Annotated in this window: 15 protein-coding genes; 11 read left to right on the top strand and 4 right to left on the bottom strand. The window is 42.3% G+C overall.

The genetic code is table 11. From position 1 onward, the window contains the following. Positions 1 to 11 precede the first annotated feature (11 nt). The 10 genes from QL223_RS24535 to QL223_RS24490 all read left to right on the top strand — a co-directional run bounded on the left by QL223_RS24535 (position 12) and on the right by QL223_RS24490 (position 10,229). Positions 12 to 245: an EexN family lipoprotein gene (locus QL223_RS24535; protein ID WP_281546233.1), complete on the top strand. Its 234-nt coding sequence runs from the start codon at positions 12 to 14 to the stop codon at positions 243 to 245. Positions 246 to 266: 21 nt separating this feature from the next. Continuing rightward, entirely contained in the window at positions 267 to 1,217 is a 951-nt protein-coding gene (locus QL223_RS24530; RefSeq protein ID WP_281546232.1) for a type IV secretion system protein, read from the top strand. A 213-nt stretch (positions 1,218 to 1,430) separates the two neighbouring features. After that, positions 1,431 to 2,195 carry a type IV secretion system protein gene (locus tag QL223_RS24525; protein ID WP_281546231.1) on the top strand — a complete coding sequence of 255 codons (765 nt, stop codon included), beginning with the start codon at positions 1,431 to 1,433 and terminating at the stop codon, positions 2,193 to 2,195. Further along, positions 2,192 to 2,953: a TrbG/VirB9 family P-type conjugative transfer protein gene (locus QL223_RS24520; protein WP_281546230.1), complete on the top strand. Its 762-nt coding sequence runs from the start codon at positions 2,192 to 2,194 to the stop codon at positions 2,951 to 2,953. The genes QL223_RS24525 and QL223_RS24520 overlap by 4 nt, the downstream gene beginning before the upstream one ends. Positions 2,954 to 2,955: 2 nt before the next feature. Next, positions 2,956 to 4,176 carry a TrbI/VirB10 family protein gene (locus tag QL223_RS24515; protein WP_281546229.1) on the top strand — a complete coding sequence of 407 codons (1,221 nt, stop codon included), beginning with the start codon at positions 2,956 to 2,958 and terminating at the stop codon, positions 4,174 to 4,176. Beyond that, a complete protein-coding gene (virB11, locus tag QL223_RS24510) occupies positions 4,169 to 5,203 on the top strand; it encodes a P-type DNA transfer ATPase VirB11 (protein ID WP_281546228.1) in 1,035 nt (344 codons plus the stop codon). The genes QL223_RS24515 and virB11 overlap by 8 nt, the downstream gene beginning before the upstream one ends. A 10-nt stretch (positions 5,204 to 5,213) precedes the next feature. Beyond that, on the top strand, positions 5,214 to 6,980 hold the full coding sequence (locus QL223_RS24505; protein WP_281546227.1) for a type IV secretory system conjugative DNA transfer family protein: 1,767 nt from the start codon (positions 5,214 to 5,216) through the stop codon (positions 6,978 to 6,980). A 12-nt stretch (positions 6,981 to 6,992) separates the two neighbouring features. Continuing rightward, entirely contained in the window at positions 6,993 to 7,538 is a 546-nt protein-coding gene (locus QL223_RS24500) for a conjugal transfer protein TraL (protein WP_281546226.1), read from the top strand. A 70-nt stretch (positions 7,539 to 7,608) separates the two neighbouring features. After that, entirely contained in the window at positions 7,609 to 9,822 is a 2,214-nt protein-coding gene (locus QL223_RS24495; RefSeq protein ID WP_281546225.1) for a DNA topoisomerase 3, read from the top strand. Further along, on the top strand, positions 9,819 to 10,229 hold the full coding sequence (locus QL223_RS24490) for an H-NS family nucleoid-associated regulatory protein (RefSeq protein ID WP_281546224.1): 411 nt from the start codon (positions 9,819 to 9,821) through the stop codon (positions 10,227 to 10,229). Before QL223_RS24495 ends, QL223_RS24490 begins: the two co-directional genes overlap by 4 nt. 330 nt (positions 10,230 to 10,559) lie before the next feature. Here the strand turns inward: QL223_RS24490 and QL223_RS24485 are convergent, their stop codons facing one another. Both QL223_RS24485 and QL223_RS24480 read right to left on the bottom strand, forming a co-directional pair. Then, positions 10,560 to 11,024, bottom strand: a complete 465-nt coding sequence (locus QL223_RS24485) for a helix-turn-helix transcriptional regulator (RefSeq protein ID WP_281546223.1) — start codon at positions 11,022 to 11,024, stop codon at positions 10,560 to 10,562. A 23-nt stretch (positions 11,025 to 11,047) separates the two neighbouring features. Continuing rightward, positions 11,048 to 11,392 carry a DUF4258 domain-containing protein gene (locus QL223_RS24480; protein ID WP_281546222.1) on the bottom strand — a complete coding sequence of 115 codons (345 nt, stop codon included), beginning with the start codon at positions 11,390 to 11,392 and terminating at the stop codon, positions 11,048 to 11,050. Between the two features lie 419 nt (positions 11,393 to 11,811). On the opposite strand from QL223_RS24480, the gene QL223_RS24475 reads away from it, so the two are divergent. Then, positions 11,812 to 12,561, top strand: a complete 750-nt coding sequence (locus QL223_RS24475; RefSeq protein ID WP_281546221.1) for a hypothetical protein — start codon at positions 11,812 to 11,814, stop codon at positions 12,559 to 12,561. Between the two features lie 767 nt (positions 12,562 to 13,328). Here QL223_RS24475 and QL223_RS24470 read toward each other — a convergent pair. Continuing rightward, positions 13,329 to 13,613: a hypothetical protein gene (locus QL223_RS24470; RefSeq protein ID WP_281546220.1), complete on the bottom strand. Its 285-nt coding sequence runs from the start codon at positions 13,611 to 13,613 to the stop codon at positions 13,329 to 13,331. Then, on the bottom strand, positions 13,610 to 14,185 hold the full coding sequence (locus QL223_RS24465) for an AAA family ATPase (RefSeq protein ID WP_281546219.1): 576 nt from the start codon (positions 14,183 to 14,185) through the stop codon (positions 13,610 to 13,612). The genes QL223_RS24470 and QL223_RS24465 overlap by 4 nt, the downstream gene beginning before the upstream one ends. Positions 14,186 to 14,347 lie beyond the last annotated feature (162 nt).

Genomic DNA, 14,347 nt, shown 5'->3' with positions numbered 1-14,347 from the left:
AGGAAAAGTTTATGAAGGTAGTCAAAGCAAGTGTGGCGTTATTGATGGTGGTGTTTATTTCGGCCTGTGAAAAGGAAGCTAAGACAGTGAGTTACTATGAGAGCCACCTTACAGAAGCCAAAGAGATTGCTAGTAAGTGCTCTGAGAATATAGAAGAGCTATCTGCTGACTGTATCAATGCAGCAAAAGCTATCGGAAACGTAACCACAAAAAGTGTCTTCTCTGATGGGATAGATATCAATTAACTTTAACCAAGCGAGGTTGCTGTGTTTGAATCACTGTTCAACTTCGTTACCTCCATTACAACAGACTTTATCGGCTCTCATATAGGTACATTCGCCTCAATGGTTTCACCCTTGATTGGCGGATGTGTTGTTCTGTATGCGATGTTGATAGCCTATCGTTCTCTTTACGACACCAGTAAGCTAAATGTCGAAGAGGCTCTTTCGTTCGGTGTCTCACTCGGGTTCTGTGCCGCAATAGCCTTTAGTACGAATTGGTTTATGAGCTCTATCGTACCAGGCGTGTTAGGTGCCGGAGACGAAATAGCACAAGCACTACTTGGCGCTGGTCAGTCTGGAGGTAGCGTTTTACAGGAAATGTTCGATAAAACAATATTGCAAGTAGAAAAGCTTTGGGAGCATGTTTCTTTTGGAGTATCAGATTCTTGGTCTACTTCAATTTTAATGATTTTCCTTATTGTCATGATATTAGCAGGCAGTATTCCTTTTCTCGCTATATCGACAGCTTTTCTTCTTGTTGCGAAGGTAATGGTGAGCTTTCTTTTGGTGATGGCTCCACTTTTTATTATGTTTGCGTTTTTTCCATCAACTAGGGATATGTTTAAGTCTTGGACAGCACAATGTATGAACTATATTCTGCTGACTATTATTTTTCCTCTAGCCTTTAATTTCTATGGGGCAACAATTGACTATGTGGTTTCATCCCCAGACAAAATATCAATAGTATCTGTAATTTTTACCTGCATACTATTTGGAACATTTATTCTTATTTCTCTCCAGATACCGCCTTTTTGCGCTGCTTTAACAGGTGGTGTAGCCATTAATGGCCTGACAGGTAGAATAGGTGCTGGAATGGGAATGATAAAAGGCTCCTTAGCTAAATCTGGAAATTTCGGAAAGGTAGCAGGATCTAAGTTGTCTAATGTTGCCGGACATATAGCTGATAGATTCAGAAATGGAGTTAAGCCAGGGTAATAATCTTTAAGTAAGGAAAAGGCCGCTTAGTAAGCGGCCTTTTTAATGGGTGTTTTATGAGTAAATATATTTTTGTTCTTTTTCTTTCGGTGCTAACAACCGCATGTTCGAGTGCTCCACCGCCTCCCCCAGAGCCGAAGGGTGAAATAAAGCCAGTTAATCCGCCAAAAGTTAACTTGGCGGATTTGTATGTAATATAGAAGAGAGGTGTATATGAGTGATAGCAACAGCATAATTGAAAGTGAGTTGAGTGAAAACCGAAGAAAGGAATCAAAAGGAACATCTTCAAAACACTCAAAAATGGCAGAAGATTTAATCCAGTCAGTAAGACAATTCGAAAGCGATTCTATTGAGTTAGCTAAAAGCTCTGCAAAAAGAGCTTGGATTGCAGCAGGCACACTTTTAGGGTTAAGTGTTCTTTTGGGACTGGCAATAATTATTCTCACTCCTCTAAAAGAAGTCGACTACCGCCTACTTTCCATAGATACGGCGACCGGACATATCGACGAACTTCGACCATTGGAAAACAGCAATAACGTAAGCTATGGAGAAACAATGGATCGTTTCTTTATATCAAAGTTTATTGATGCATACGAAGGATATAACTGGTTCACAGTGCAAGATTCGTATGACTTTATCAAACTTTCATCTAATGACGCTGTGTTTAGCCAATACAGTAATTACATTAGATCTAATTCATCTCCCGTAGAAGTCCTTTCTGAGAACAACAAAGTGGATATCTCGGATGTTTCTATATCATTCATCCCGACGAATCAGGATAACATCTTGGCTCATGTTTCATTTACCAAGACTGTTTTGGATGTAGATGATTCTCTTTCAAGAGACTTCAAGCCTACTAAATGGAAAGCTGTAATGTCTTTCGATTATTTGGCTGATATTAGCAAAGAATCAGAAAGGCTTTTAAACCCATTAGCTTTCCGAGTAACAAGTTTTGAAAAGGATAGGGTGATTGAATGAATATGAATACTATTTTGTGTGTGTCACTCTTTCTCTTCTCTGTTAGCGCACATTGCCTCACCATTCCTAAGAGTTTAGGTAAGGACTCTAGGGTTGTAGGGGTTAAGTATGACCCAAATGATGTGATTAAAGTGCGAACTAAAGTAGGGATTGCCACTTTAATACAACTTGAGGAAGGAGAGGCTGTTTCTGGTGAACCTACAGGGCTTGGTATGGGCGATGCCGAGGCATGGGGATTTGATGTAAGAGGAAATAATATCTTTTTTAAACCATTAGCTGCTAAGCCAGATACTAATTTGACGGTGGTTACTAATTTAGGTAGGACATATGCTTTCCAACTTGTTTCAAGCAAATACCCATATTACATAGTAAGAGTAAATTATCCTCGTAAACCAAAAACGATACCAAGAGGTCGAAAAGTACCTTGCTCCGATGGTAAGCGTAACTTTAGATATGGTATGTGGGGAGACTTCGATATTGCCCCGCAATATGCATGGGACGATGGAAGATTTACTTGCTTTAAGTTCTCAAATACAGAGGAGTTACCCGTCGTTTATCAAAAAAATGGCGATGGCGAAGAATCTCTTGTCAATTATCACTTTGAACAAGACACAATGGTTATTCATTCTGTATCTGGCGAGTTTAGAGTGAGAGCTGGTGATAATGTATTGGGTGTTATTTCGACGTTTGCTGAATACTCTGGTTATAACGAGAAAGCAAGTACAGTAGAAAGCGGTAGAGTATTAATAGGAGAGTAACAATGGAAAATAATAGTGAAATCCCTAGTGCTTATGAAAATTTTGATAGAGGAGATGTTGAAAGTAAAAATACGTCTCCAAAAGGGAAGAAAATATTTATTGTTTTCGCGATTATCATTGCTGTTTTCGTCGTATTAGGATCTGTTTTTTTAGCTATTAACCTTTCAGGTTCTGACACCGATGATAGCCAGACCGATGATAAGCCTCTTGGAAAAAGAGTTGAAGTCGAAGGCGTTGATTCCAAAACATTAGAAGCGGACAGCGACTGGCTATCAAGAAAAAAGCGTGAAAGAGCAGAACGTAGAGCAGCAGAGGAAAGAGCTGAGCAAGAGGCAGCACTCGCGTTACAGAAAAGGCTAGAGAAGGAAGCAGCCGAAAAAGCAAGAAGGGATAGTGAGATCGCAAATAAGCCCGTTAACCTCCCGCAACCCGTTAACGAACCTGAACCGAAGCCGGTTCCTGTATTAGTTCAGGAAAACACTCAGAACAGCAAGCACCCTACTCCTGAACAACGAAAAATGATGGGGGGGGTAATGATCAACCATACGTCTACCTCCGCAGAGAATAGTGAGCTTGGCGGCACTGAGTACAATGAATCATATACCTCTAAGTCTTTCAAAAAAGGTACTGCTTACCGTAGAAGTGAAGAACTCATGAATTTCTTGCTTATCCACGGTACTAACATTCCATGTTTTTTGTATCAGCAAATCATATCTGACTATGGGGCACAGATTACGTGTCGAGTAAGCCAGGATGTATACAGTGCAAATGGACGGTTTCTCTTAGTCGAGCGAGGTTCGACAGTAACAGGAGAGCAAACCGTTGAACTCCAGCCGGGCAAAAGTAGAGTGTTCACCACATGGAGAGATATTGAAACCCCCAATGGTGTATCTATTACCATCGATTCATTAGGAACGGGAAGACTTGGCGCAGCCGGTCATGAGGTATGGGTTGATAATCACTACCCAGAACGCTTCGGCGGCGCAATTTTACTTTCTTTCGTAGATGATGCTTTTAATGCTCTAGCCAATACAACCTCTAGCAATGGTAGTGAAATTTCATTTGAAAACTCAACTAATACTGCTGAGGGAATCGCAGAGAAAGCCCTAGAAAGTTCAATAAATATCAGTCCGACAGGCTACTCAAAACTAGGTCAAAGAATCAATATTCTGGTAGCAAGAGATATTGATATGTCTTCTGTTTATGGAGCGACGTATGAATAGCCTACATGATGCGGCTTTTAATAAAGCCGCTATGGTAAACAAGTATTTAGAACTTACTGGTTTATCGAACATTCTTGAAATGGATAACTTGACTGAGATCGCAATCAACCGTCCGTATGAAGTTTGGTTTGATCGAGGTAAGGGATGGGAAACTGAAACGTTAGGTGAACTCTCTTACAATGCATGCTTAAGTCTCGCCCGAGCTCTAGCAACATATGCAGGATTAACAGAGCCATTATCAGAGGTTAACCCTGTTGCCTCTGTTATCTTACCAAACGAAGAAAGAGGACAGATCCTAATACCACCGGCCACCGAAGATGGGATAGTCAGCATGACCTTCCGTAAACCATCAAAAAGCCGATTTACTCTAGAAGACTATCAGACCTCTGGGCGCTTCGATCAGTTCACGGATATGGATATATCCGAGGTTAAACTTAGTGAGGTTCAATCTAGGCTTTTGGATCTGAAAGACACCCCAGGAGAAATGAAAGAGTTCTTCTCTCTAGCAGTTAAGAGCAATATGAATATCCTTCTCGTAGGTGGTACCGGCTCGGGAAAAACCACTGTAATGAAAGCATTAGTAGATGAATATGAGCCGACAAAAAGAATATTCACGGTCGAAGATGTACATGAATTATCACTGCCTAATCACCCTAACCACATCCACCTTTTCTATAAGCAGGGCGGGTTAACGCCTAAGCACATCATCGAATCATGCATGAGGATGAAACCTGATCACGTACTCCTTGCAGAGCTACGAGGAGATGAGGCATGGACTTATCTTGAAATGCTAAACACAGGACATGAAGGCTCTATCACGACTATTCACGCAAATAATTGCTACAGCGCACCAAGTCGGTTAGCTGCTCTTGTTAAACAGTCTGATGTAGGAAAGACGCTGGAGTATCAGCACATCATGAGGACGATAAAGACTAGCATCGATATCATTGCGTTTTTTAAAAACACAAGATTAGTAGAGGTATATTACGACCCTCTAGAGAAAAACAGATTACTTAGCAAAGGCTAACGGAGGCTTTATGGCTAAGAAAAAAAGTGCCAGCGTAATGCTGGTTTTTTTAATTGTATTTTTAGTATTTGGATTTATTGGTTATGTGGCCGCTAATGTTGTGTATATGAAACTTGCCAAAATACCTCTAAATCTCTTCGAATTTACTATGCTCATCGAGCATTGGAATGCTTATGGAGGCAACCCACTTTTTAGAAGGTTAATGATTCCCCCATTAGTGATTTTTATTTCCTTCTTGCTGTTCCCTATCGTCATTTTTGTCTTTGTCATTTTCAACAAACCAAAAGAAGAAATACATGGTTCGGCAAGATTTGCGTCAGATACGGATCTTGCCAAATCAGGGCTATTTCCTAACCTGAAATCGAAGGAAAAACGACCTTCCATCCTTCTAGGGAAAATGCCTAATGGCCGTTTCAAAGGCCGGTACATAGAGCTTGCAGGGTCGCAGTTTGCTTATGTGCCAGCACCAACCCGAAGCGGTAAGGGGGTAGGTATTGTCATTCCAAACTGCGTTTCCTATTCCGATTCCCTCGTAAACACTGACATTAAGTTTGAAAACTTTGTAAACAGTGCTGGTTTCAGAAAACAGTGCGGACAGGACGTTTTCTTATTTGCTCCTGATGGCTTTTCAGAAACAGAGGAAGACCGTGAAAACGAAAAACTACGAAGTCATCGTTGGAACCCATTTGATTACGTCAGGCGTAGCAAAACGTTCCGTATCGGGGATGTTCTTAACATTGCCAGTAGCCTTTATCCAGTTTCAGGAGATAAAGGGGATATATGGAATGAATTGGCGGGAAAACTGTTCAAAGGAATCAGTTGTTGGATGCTTGATACTGAAACCATCACCGGTGTTAAACCTTCTCTCCCTTATGTACTGAAATTAACGGGTGTAGATGGGGGGTTACGTGCTTGGATGCGGAGGGAATTGAGAAATAGTTATGTCTCTGATGATGCCAGATTTGAGTTCAACAACTGTTTATCGATGGCCGAAGACACTTACTCCAGTGTGGAAAGTAACCTTCTTAGTCCATTGGCTATATTCAGTGACCACGTAACGGCAGCAGCAGTTAGTGAGTCCGATTTCGATTTTCGGGATTTACGCAAGAAGCGCATGAGTATTTATGTGGGTTGCCAACCAGGGAACCTAAAGAACTTCGGCAAGCTGCTCAATTTGTTTTTTGAGCAGCTTATAACGGAGAACACGCGTACCTTGCCTGAGCATGATGAAAACCTCAAATATCAATGTCTTCTCCTTCTGGATGAGTTCACCGCCTTGGGGCGCGTGAGGCAAATTGAAAAGGCTATTAGCTATACCGCTGGATATAACTTGCGATTCCTGACGATTTTTCAGGATGAAAGCCAGTTAGACGAGGTTTATGGTCGTGAAAGTTCACGAAATATACTAAAAAACCATGCTATACGAGTGGTCTATCCCCCAAAAGAAGTAGATGACAACGTACGTCGTTTGTCTGAAACGCTGGGAACAAAGACTGTTAAAAAGCGCCGTATCAGCAGGAGCACGGGCAAATCTTCTAGTCGAACTACAAGCGAAGACGAGCAGAAAAGAGCTTTGATGATGCCACATGAAATCGTAGAGCTCGGTTACGAAAAACACTCTGTAGCTAAGGATTTGGGTATTAAAACCCTCGTTATCAAAGAGAACCAGCGTCCCTTCATTGCAGAAAAGATCATCTATTTTGATGAACCATTATTGGTGAAACGCACTGAATACGCTAAAGCCAATATCCCTGATATTCCACTACTGCCACTCTGATGAGGAAATCATATGAAACAGTCATTGTTTATGGCCGCGCTAGTCGCGGCCTTTTTAATGCCATCTCTCCCTGCAACCGCAGCAAGTGAAGCTGAATGTTCCATCTGGCTTTGCTTACCCACCGGTTTTCCTAGTGGTTGTGGGGATGCTAAGAGCGCTTTCAAAAAGAGGATTAAGAAATTAAAACCCCCCTTGCCTTCTCTTTCCTCTTGCATGGTATCCGGTGGGGTTCCCCACTCTAATAATGAATTAGCGCAGCCTAGTGAATTAACCGCAAAAGATGGAATCGGCGCTTATGTTCCTGAACACACAGTATGTAAAAGTTGGAGAAGGCGACATAGTGAGGATTCAGACAGATGCGTATTGTGGGAAACAATACCTACTCAGGTAATTAAAGATGCACCGTGCCGTATCGAAAAAGATGACGGAAGAGTGAGGAGCCGCAGCCCGAAAGGATGCACCAGAACCGTCCGGTATGTAGATACCTATATGGATGGAAGTAAATATGGAGAAACCTACTACTTCGATAATAGCGGTGAAAAAGTCGTTGTCCCTTAATCACTCCACTACAACATGTATACAGAACCCCAAAAGCGCCTGTAGGCGCTTTTTTAGTGAGGACTAAAAAATGATTCTATACATTGCAGAAAAACCATCACTAGCTAAAGCAATATTTGAAGGTTTAGGAGGAAATCCCATTACAGAGAAAGATGATGGTTTCTTCCAACATAACGAGCATGTTGTGACATGGTGCGTAGGCCACTTGATGGAGTTATTTGATCCCGAAGACTATGACGAAAAGTATTCTAAGTGGAGTTTTTCGGATCTGCCTATCCCTACCGTCTACCCTCCTACCCTCAAGCCAATCACTCAAACCAAGTCACAATTTCTGACTGTGAAAAACCTGATAAACAAAGCAGAAACGATTGTACATGCTGGAGATCCTGATGATGAGGGGCAATTGCTCATCGATGAAGTATTGAACCATGTTGGAAACACAAAGCCGGTTATGCGGCTTCTGATAGCGGATTTAAACTTGGCGCCTGTTAAGAAAGCTCTATCGTCAATGGAGCCGAACGAAAAATACGTACCACTAGGTCTCGCAGCCCTGGCACGTTCAATTTCTGATCAGGCTTTTGGATATAACCTGACTCGCGCATGTACCTTGAAAGGTAGAGAAAAAGGCTTTCAGGGGGTTTTAAACGTAGGTAGGGTAATAAGTGCAGTTTTAGGGTTAGTTAACAAGCGCACTCTAGCCAACCAGAACCATGTGAAAAGCTACTTCTATGAAGTAAATGCAGAACTTGAATGCAATGGACTTACCTTTTCAGCAAAATATATTCCCAAAGAGTCTGATCAGATAGACGAGAAAAACAGATTAATATCTGAGCATAATGCCAAGTTCATCAGTGATGCGACTACATCTAAAGATGGCTTAGTAACAATAGCTTTGACGAAGAGAGAATTAAAAGCTCCCCCACTACCATTGAACCTTTCAACGCTACAGCAGTTGTGTGCAAAGACTTACGGATATTCAGCGACAGATACTCTCAAGTACACTCAAGCATTGTACGAGACTCACAAACTGCTTACTTACCCCCGATCTGACAATCGCTACTTGTCAGATGAGCATTACTACCAAGCCCCCGCAATACTCACTGCGATTGCCGCAACTTCACCTGATCTCAAGCGTTATTGTGAAGACTTGCAAGAGGTGGATAAACACAAGGCATTTGATGCGTCAAAAATTGAAGCCCACCACGCTATCATTCCCACGGCTAAACAGCTTAACGGCCAAACATTGTCGATTGAGGAAAAAAATGTCTATGACCTCGCAGCCAAATACTTTATTGCTCTTTTCCATCAGCCATCCGAGAGAGACAAAACCAAAGTGGCGGTGGAAGTCGAAGGGCATCAATACGGGGCAACGCAGTCTGTCATAGTAAAGCGGGGATGGGAAAACATCATTACCGCAGAAAAGAAAGAGGCTGGAGAATCTAAAGGGATTGATAAGCTCAATTTCAATGATCGGGTTGTATGTAAGAGCACAGAAGTGACCCAGAAGGAAACAACCCCGCCCAAATATTTCACGGAGTCTTCCCTTTTGGCTGCAATGGTCAGCGCCGCTAAGTTCATCCCAGATCCAGAGCTAAGGAAACAACTAGAGGCGAAAGACAAAGACAGCAATGATCGAGGGAGTATAGGGACAGAGGCTACAAGGGCTTCAATTTTAGAAAAACTAAAATCTAATAGTGCGCTGATTACGGTTGAAAGTGAAAAAGGCTACAAAGAACTGGTATGGAAAACCACCAAACACGGCCAACAGTTTTGCAAAGCTTTACCAGATGAAATCACACTACCTAACATATCTGCGATTTGGGCGGATATGCAGCTTCACATTAAAGAAGGAGATTTAACAGTACAAGAGTTTGTAGAGAGGGTTGATTGCTACATTCGAGAACAAATTGAAATGCTCGATGAAAAAGGCTTAGATATTGAAAGTAATTCCACGCCCTGCCCTAAATGTGGTTCTCCCCTTATTCGAAGAAAAGGGAGGAATGGTTTTTTTCATGGATGCTCAAAGTATCCGGAGTGCGATGCATCGTACCCTGATAAAAATGGAAAACCTGACACCACACCAAGGTCAAAGCCGGCAGTAACAAATCATCAATGCCCTGCTTGCAGCAGCCCGTTAGTTAGAAGGCCAGCAAAGAAAAAAGGGAGATACTTCTTTGGGTGTTCTGACTACCCAAACTGTACTGTGATGCTGTTTGAGAAAAAAGGGAAACCGGATTTTGAATCTTACAATTCAACGAATAGGAAAGTAGAGGAAACTCAATGACACTGGAAATCAAAAAAGTGCTAACAAACCTGCGTTCACTGCGTGCTTTCGCAAGAGAGAACCTAACATTGGAAGAACTAGAGATTGCTTACGAGCGAATCGAAATGGTTCTATCTGAAAGAAGGAAGCAGGAAGAAGAACAGGAACTAGAAGCTAAAGAAAAACGTGCCAAGTTAGAGGCGATTAGCAGGCAGCTGGAAGCTGACGGGATTTCCATTGAAGAACTTGCCCCTCTTTTAGCCGGTGCTAGCACAAAGCCAAAATCTACGAGAGCATCACGACCGGCTCGATATAAGTACCAGGACGAAAAAGGTACCGAAAAAACTTGGACTGGACAGGGGCGAACCCCTAAAGCCATCCAAGAACAACTTGATAACGGTAAATCGTTAGAAGATTTCCTAATTTAAGCTTTCAAGAACCACCTGATTAAGGGTGGTTTTTTTTTGCTTATTTTCATGGGAAACAGAACATTAACAAATTTTATCTGTAAACAGCTTGAACGGCTAAAATTAGTTACGCTATACTAAATACAGCTCTAGAGAGTGCATTGCTTAGCACTCCACTTGCGAAGCTCGAATGCTACGCAGTGTATTTTGCAGAGTTAGAGTGTGTTGGGGGTGAGATCCTAACGTTCAGCATTCGCAAAAAAGGCTTAGTTTCCTTGGTTGGGCTAAGCCTTTTTTGTTGCCTATTTTTCAGTGGTACCTACATAAAAAAACCCGCATAAAGCGGGTTTTTTACATTGAATAGGCTGTTTCTCTTTCTACCCAATGACAGTCCTCTAAATCGAAGAACATATCCTTCATAGCCTCTTCTGCCTCTTTTTCTGCAAGCGATTGAAGCATCAAACTAAGAGAACTGCTTTCCTCGATTGATTCGAGATAAAGCTGTCGAATGTAAGCATCAGCCCATTTAGGAATTGGGCTATCGCCGTTTTCCCATCGACCGATAGTCTGTTGATCTAAACCCACCAACTCACCGAGGATGCGGCGAGATTGATTTAGCTCTTTTCTGAGAAACTTAAATTCATCGCCTGTTAAACCTGATGGTTTGTCAGTAATTGCGTGTGCGATTGCTTGGTGAAGACCTTCGAAGTCCTCAAAACTTATGTACTCTTCACCTTCGTACTCTTCAACTTCAAACCCGCTTTGCAGGTACACGTTGTCGAGACCACACTCAGTGTAGTGATACATGTTTGCCATTATTTATGCCTTATTTTAGGCACTTATCGCGTATTGATTACAGTAACGATAAATGCACTCGGATCATCTTCGTGTCTTCTTAAGTCGATAACTACACGAATTCTAGACCCCGATGCCATACCTTCCAAATTGAAGCGCCAACTTCCATTTGGTCGCTGATATGGCCCCTCAGTAATAACACTAGAGCGACTTTTGATAACCGTCATCACATCTCTCGTTGAGATAGAACGTTGGTTTTGTCTCTGTTTAGAGTGTCCACCGAACTTGATGCGCCTAGTATGATTTTCTGCTAAATCACGGATAACTTTTTTTGCAGATTGAGCGGTAAGAGGAAACTCCGCAAATGTTATTGGTGTTGATTTGTCCATAAGATGTCTTTTTTTCTTATAGTAGAAATCTCCTTTTGCAAAGTCAAATTTTTATATCATTTTGATATAAACCATCGGAACACGGAAGATCAGGTGATCTTTTTTAGTGATCCAGCAGTGAAGATTTGAAGCCTTTTCGCCTAAGAAAGCAGCGCTAATGCACAAAAGTCACACTGACTTTTTGGGGTGCTGGTTTGATTATTGATCTTTATGATCTTTTTGCTTATGCTCAATTCAATGTTTGGACTTCTCACCCGAACAGAACAACCTCAACAACCAAGGACATTTCACTATGAAGTATATCTTCATGCGCCGTGAGCGGCTGTACCCAAAAAACCATCTCTTATCATCACGTTTTGCATTGGCAATAGAGTTATTAGCTCTATCTGTTGATCATTTTGTGGGGCAAGGGATTGGTCATGAAGTCCTCTAACGCTAGCCGCCCTCAAGTTTACGAAGCCGAAGCTGTACTTGTAGCCAAAGACACCCCGACTCTAAGGGCGAGGCTTGAGCAGTACCAAAGCAACGCGCCTAAAAAGTCAAAGCTCCAGCATTGGCAAAAGCGACATATTGATAAGTTTGCACACTTTATCGATAACCCTTACTGCTACAACAAAGCCTTTTTAGAACTGCACCATGTCAACAGCAGCTTAAAGCCTTTGCAACCGCGCCAGCGTCTTGCGTTGGTGAAGGTGTTTGCTGCCTTACTGAGCATCACAGAAGCTGAAAAATTCCAAGTGGGCGTGTGTAAGAATGACGGGATGGAAGGTGCAACCCATCAATCACTGAGAAGAATCTACGAAACCATTTGGGGTGAGTCTATTCATAAATCCCGTTGGGATCGCATGATTAAATTACTCAAAAAAGCCAAGTGGCTTGATGTGGATGCCTGTTACTGTCTGGACAATGAACCTGACGAGAATGGTGAGCACACAGACCGTATATACTCCATCGCTGCCATGAAAACGTTCACCGCTACTTGTCTCGCGGCCTTTGGCCTGAGCCAAAAGAAAGACGTTGCTATTTCTACACAGCGAAGCATTGCAGATCGCATCCGAAAAGGGCTGTCGAATATTTGGATTGGCTATAAGAGCTTTACTAAGCGGCTGACTAGCGAGACAGGGCTAACCCCAATTCCAATAGATTACGATCAAAGCCTGATACATTAGACAACTTCCAGCGCCCCGAAAAACACCGCACAGCGGCGGCCTCAGTGCGCCCCCTGATGCCAAAAACTACTAATTTCCCCTCCTTCCCAGGTTTTAGTCACTGTCCCCCCTCGCCCTGCATGCTCGACTTACGTCAATGGGGATGAAAATTTCAGCATTGTGTGTTTTATCCACCGATTCTGTGAGTAAAGCTGTCGATATCTTAATTAAAATAGGTCATAGCATTGGGTGTATAAAAAGCTACCGGTTCTTTCGCTCTTTTCTAAAGAAAAGATCTCCTTTGTTATCTAAAGATAAAGAACTTAGTAAACCCTATGGGTTTCAGGATATGACTCGCGCAAGCGCTCGGGCGAACTGTGCAGCTTTGCTTATCAGCAAAGCGCCGTTCTCGTGCCTCCGGCGTTCACCGTTAGAGATTTTTTTAATTCAAGTGACACACTACCTATCCCACAGGATTAATTAAGACCGCTAAGGGTCTAGCAAGAAGGGAGGGGGATCTCAGGCTTTAAATCGCTTTAAAGACGTCTGAAAAGCTAAAGGTTTAATCAACTACGGGTGAAACTTGGCTTTGCATGTGCTTCGCACATAAGAGCATACAGCGGATTTGAGGCGCTCTCAGGCGATATAGATAAAATTGTCTATGTTGGCCAACATAGATAATTCCAGCTATAGGATCATAGGTCACTGTCAACTTGTAAGAGGGCTGCAAGCACAGCTTGACGTTCAGCATTAACATAAAGACCGCTTATCAAGCGGCCTCCTACGTTCTAACTACTGTATTTTTTAATAATATATTCAAGGGCTTCTTCAAGCAGCTCAGGTTGATTAGCATTACCTTTTTGCTTCTGCTCCATCGCCACCACCTCAAATCGGTTCCAGATTTCAGTCTGAACATATGCCCCGTGTGTTTTTCTTGCTGGAGCAGTTTTCCTTCTGGTTCTCTTTACTAGAACTGGCGCATCGGGGTTTTCAGTGGTTTTGTTTTGAACGTTTTCATCAGCTCTTGAGGCTTCTTCGTCCATCCAGCTCAATCTTGAATCTGCCTTCATCATTTCACCTCTATCAATACGTGAGTAGCCAGTTGTAAAAACTCGCGTCTGCGCTCACTGATTTTGTAAGCCTTGTTCAGAGCGGGATCAAATATCGTTCTATATTCCGACGCAGCGCGGCCATAAACACCACTAGACGGCAATACAAAAGCCCCCTTCTTTTTCATAGCTTTTGTGAGCTCTACTTCATCGCGCCGGTGTTGATTGGTATCGGTTACGATAGTGACTATGTTCTTACCGGCTGCTTCTGCTTTTTTGTATGCATCAATAAACGTCGCGTATTGGTCACGAGGGGGCTTAAAAGGCATAACCAATAAATTCCCCTCTGGGATATCCCAAACATTGGCGGGATGGTCAAAAATGATCACGTCTACATCAGGCTTTGATTTAGGTATATCACTCACGACTGAGAACGGCATGTTTCCGCCCTTTCCATAGAGTATCGATGTACCTTGAGGGTCTTGGCATACAACCATTGCCTTTTTTCCAAGCTCCACTGAGGCCGCCGCCAGGTTAATGGCTACCATCGATTTTCCGTTACCACCCTTTGGGTTAAAAATATCGATTACCTTCATAACAAAACTCTATAAAAATGAATTTATATAACTATAAAACTATATAATTTTAAAGTCTATAGCCTTCGGCGTTTTCTATCGGATATTTTTTTGGTTCAAGTGACACACTACCTATTCCCCAGGATTGATTAAGGCCGCTAATAGTCTGGCAAGAAGGAAAAG

This window comes from Grimontia sp. SpTr1, from assembly GCF_947387585.1.
GTDB classification, from domain to species: Bacteria; Pseudomonadota; Gammaproteobacteria; order Enterobacterales; family Vibrionaceae; genus Enterovibrio; species Enterovibrio indicus.
This window is presented reverse-complemented; position numbering and strand designations above follow the sequence as displayed.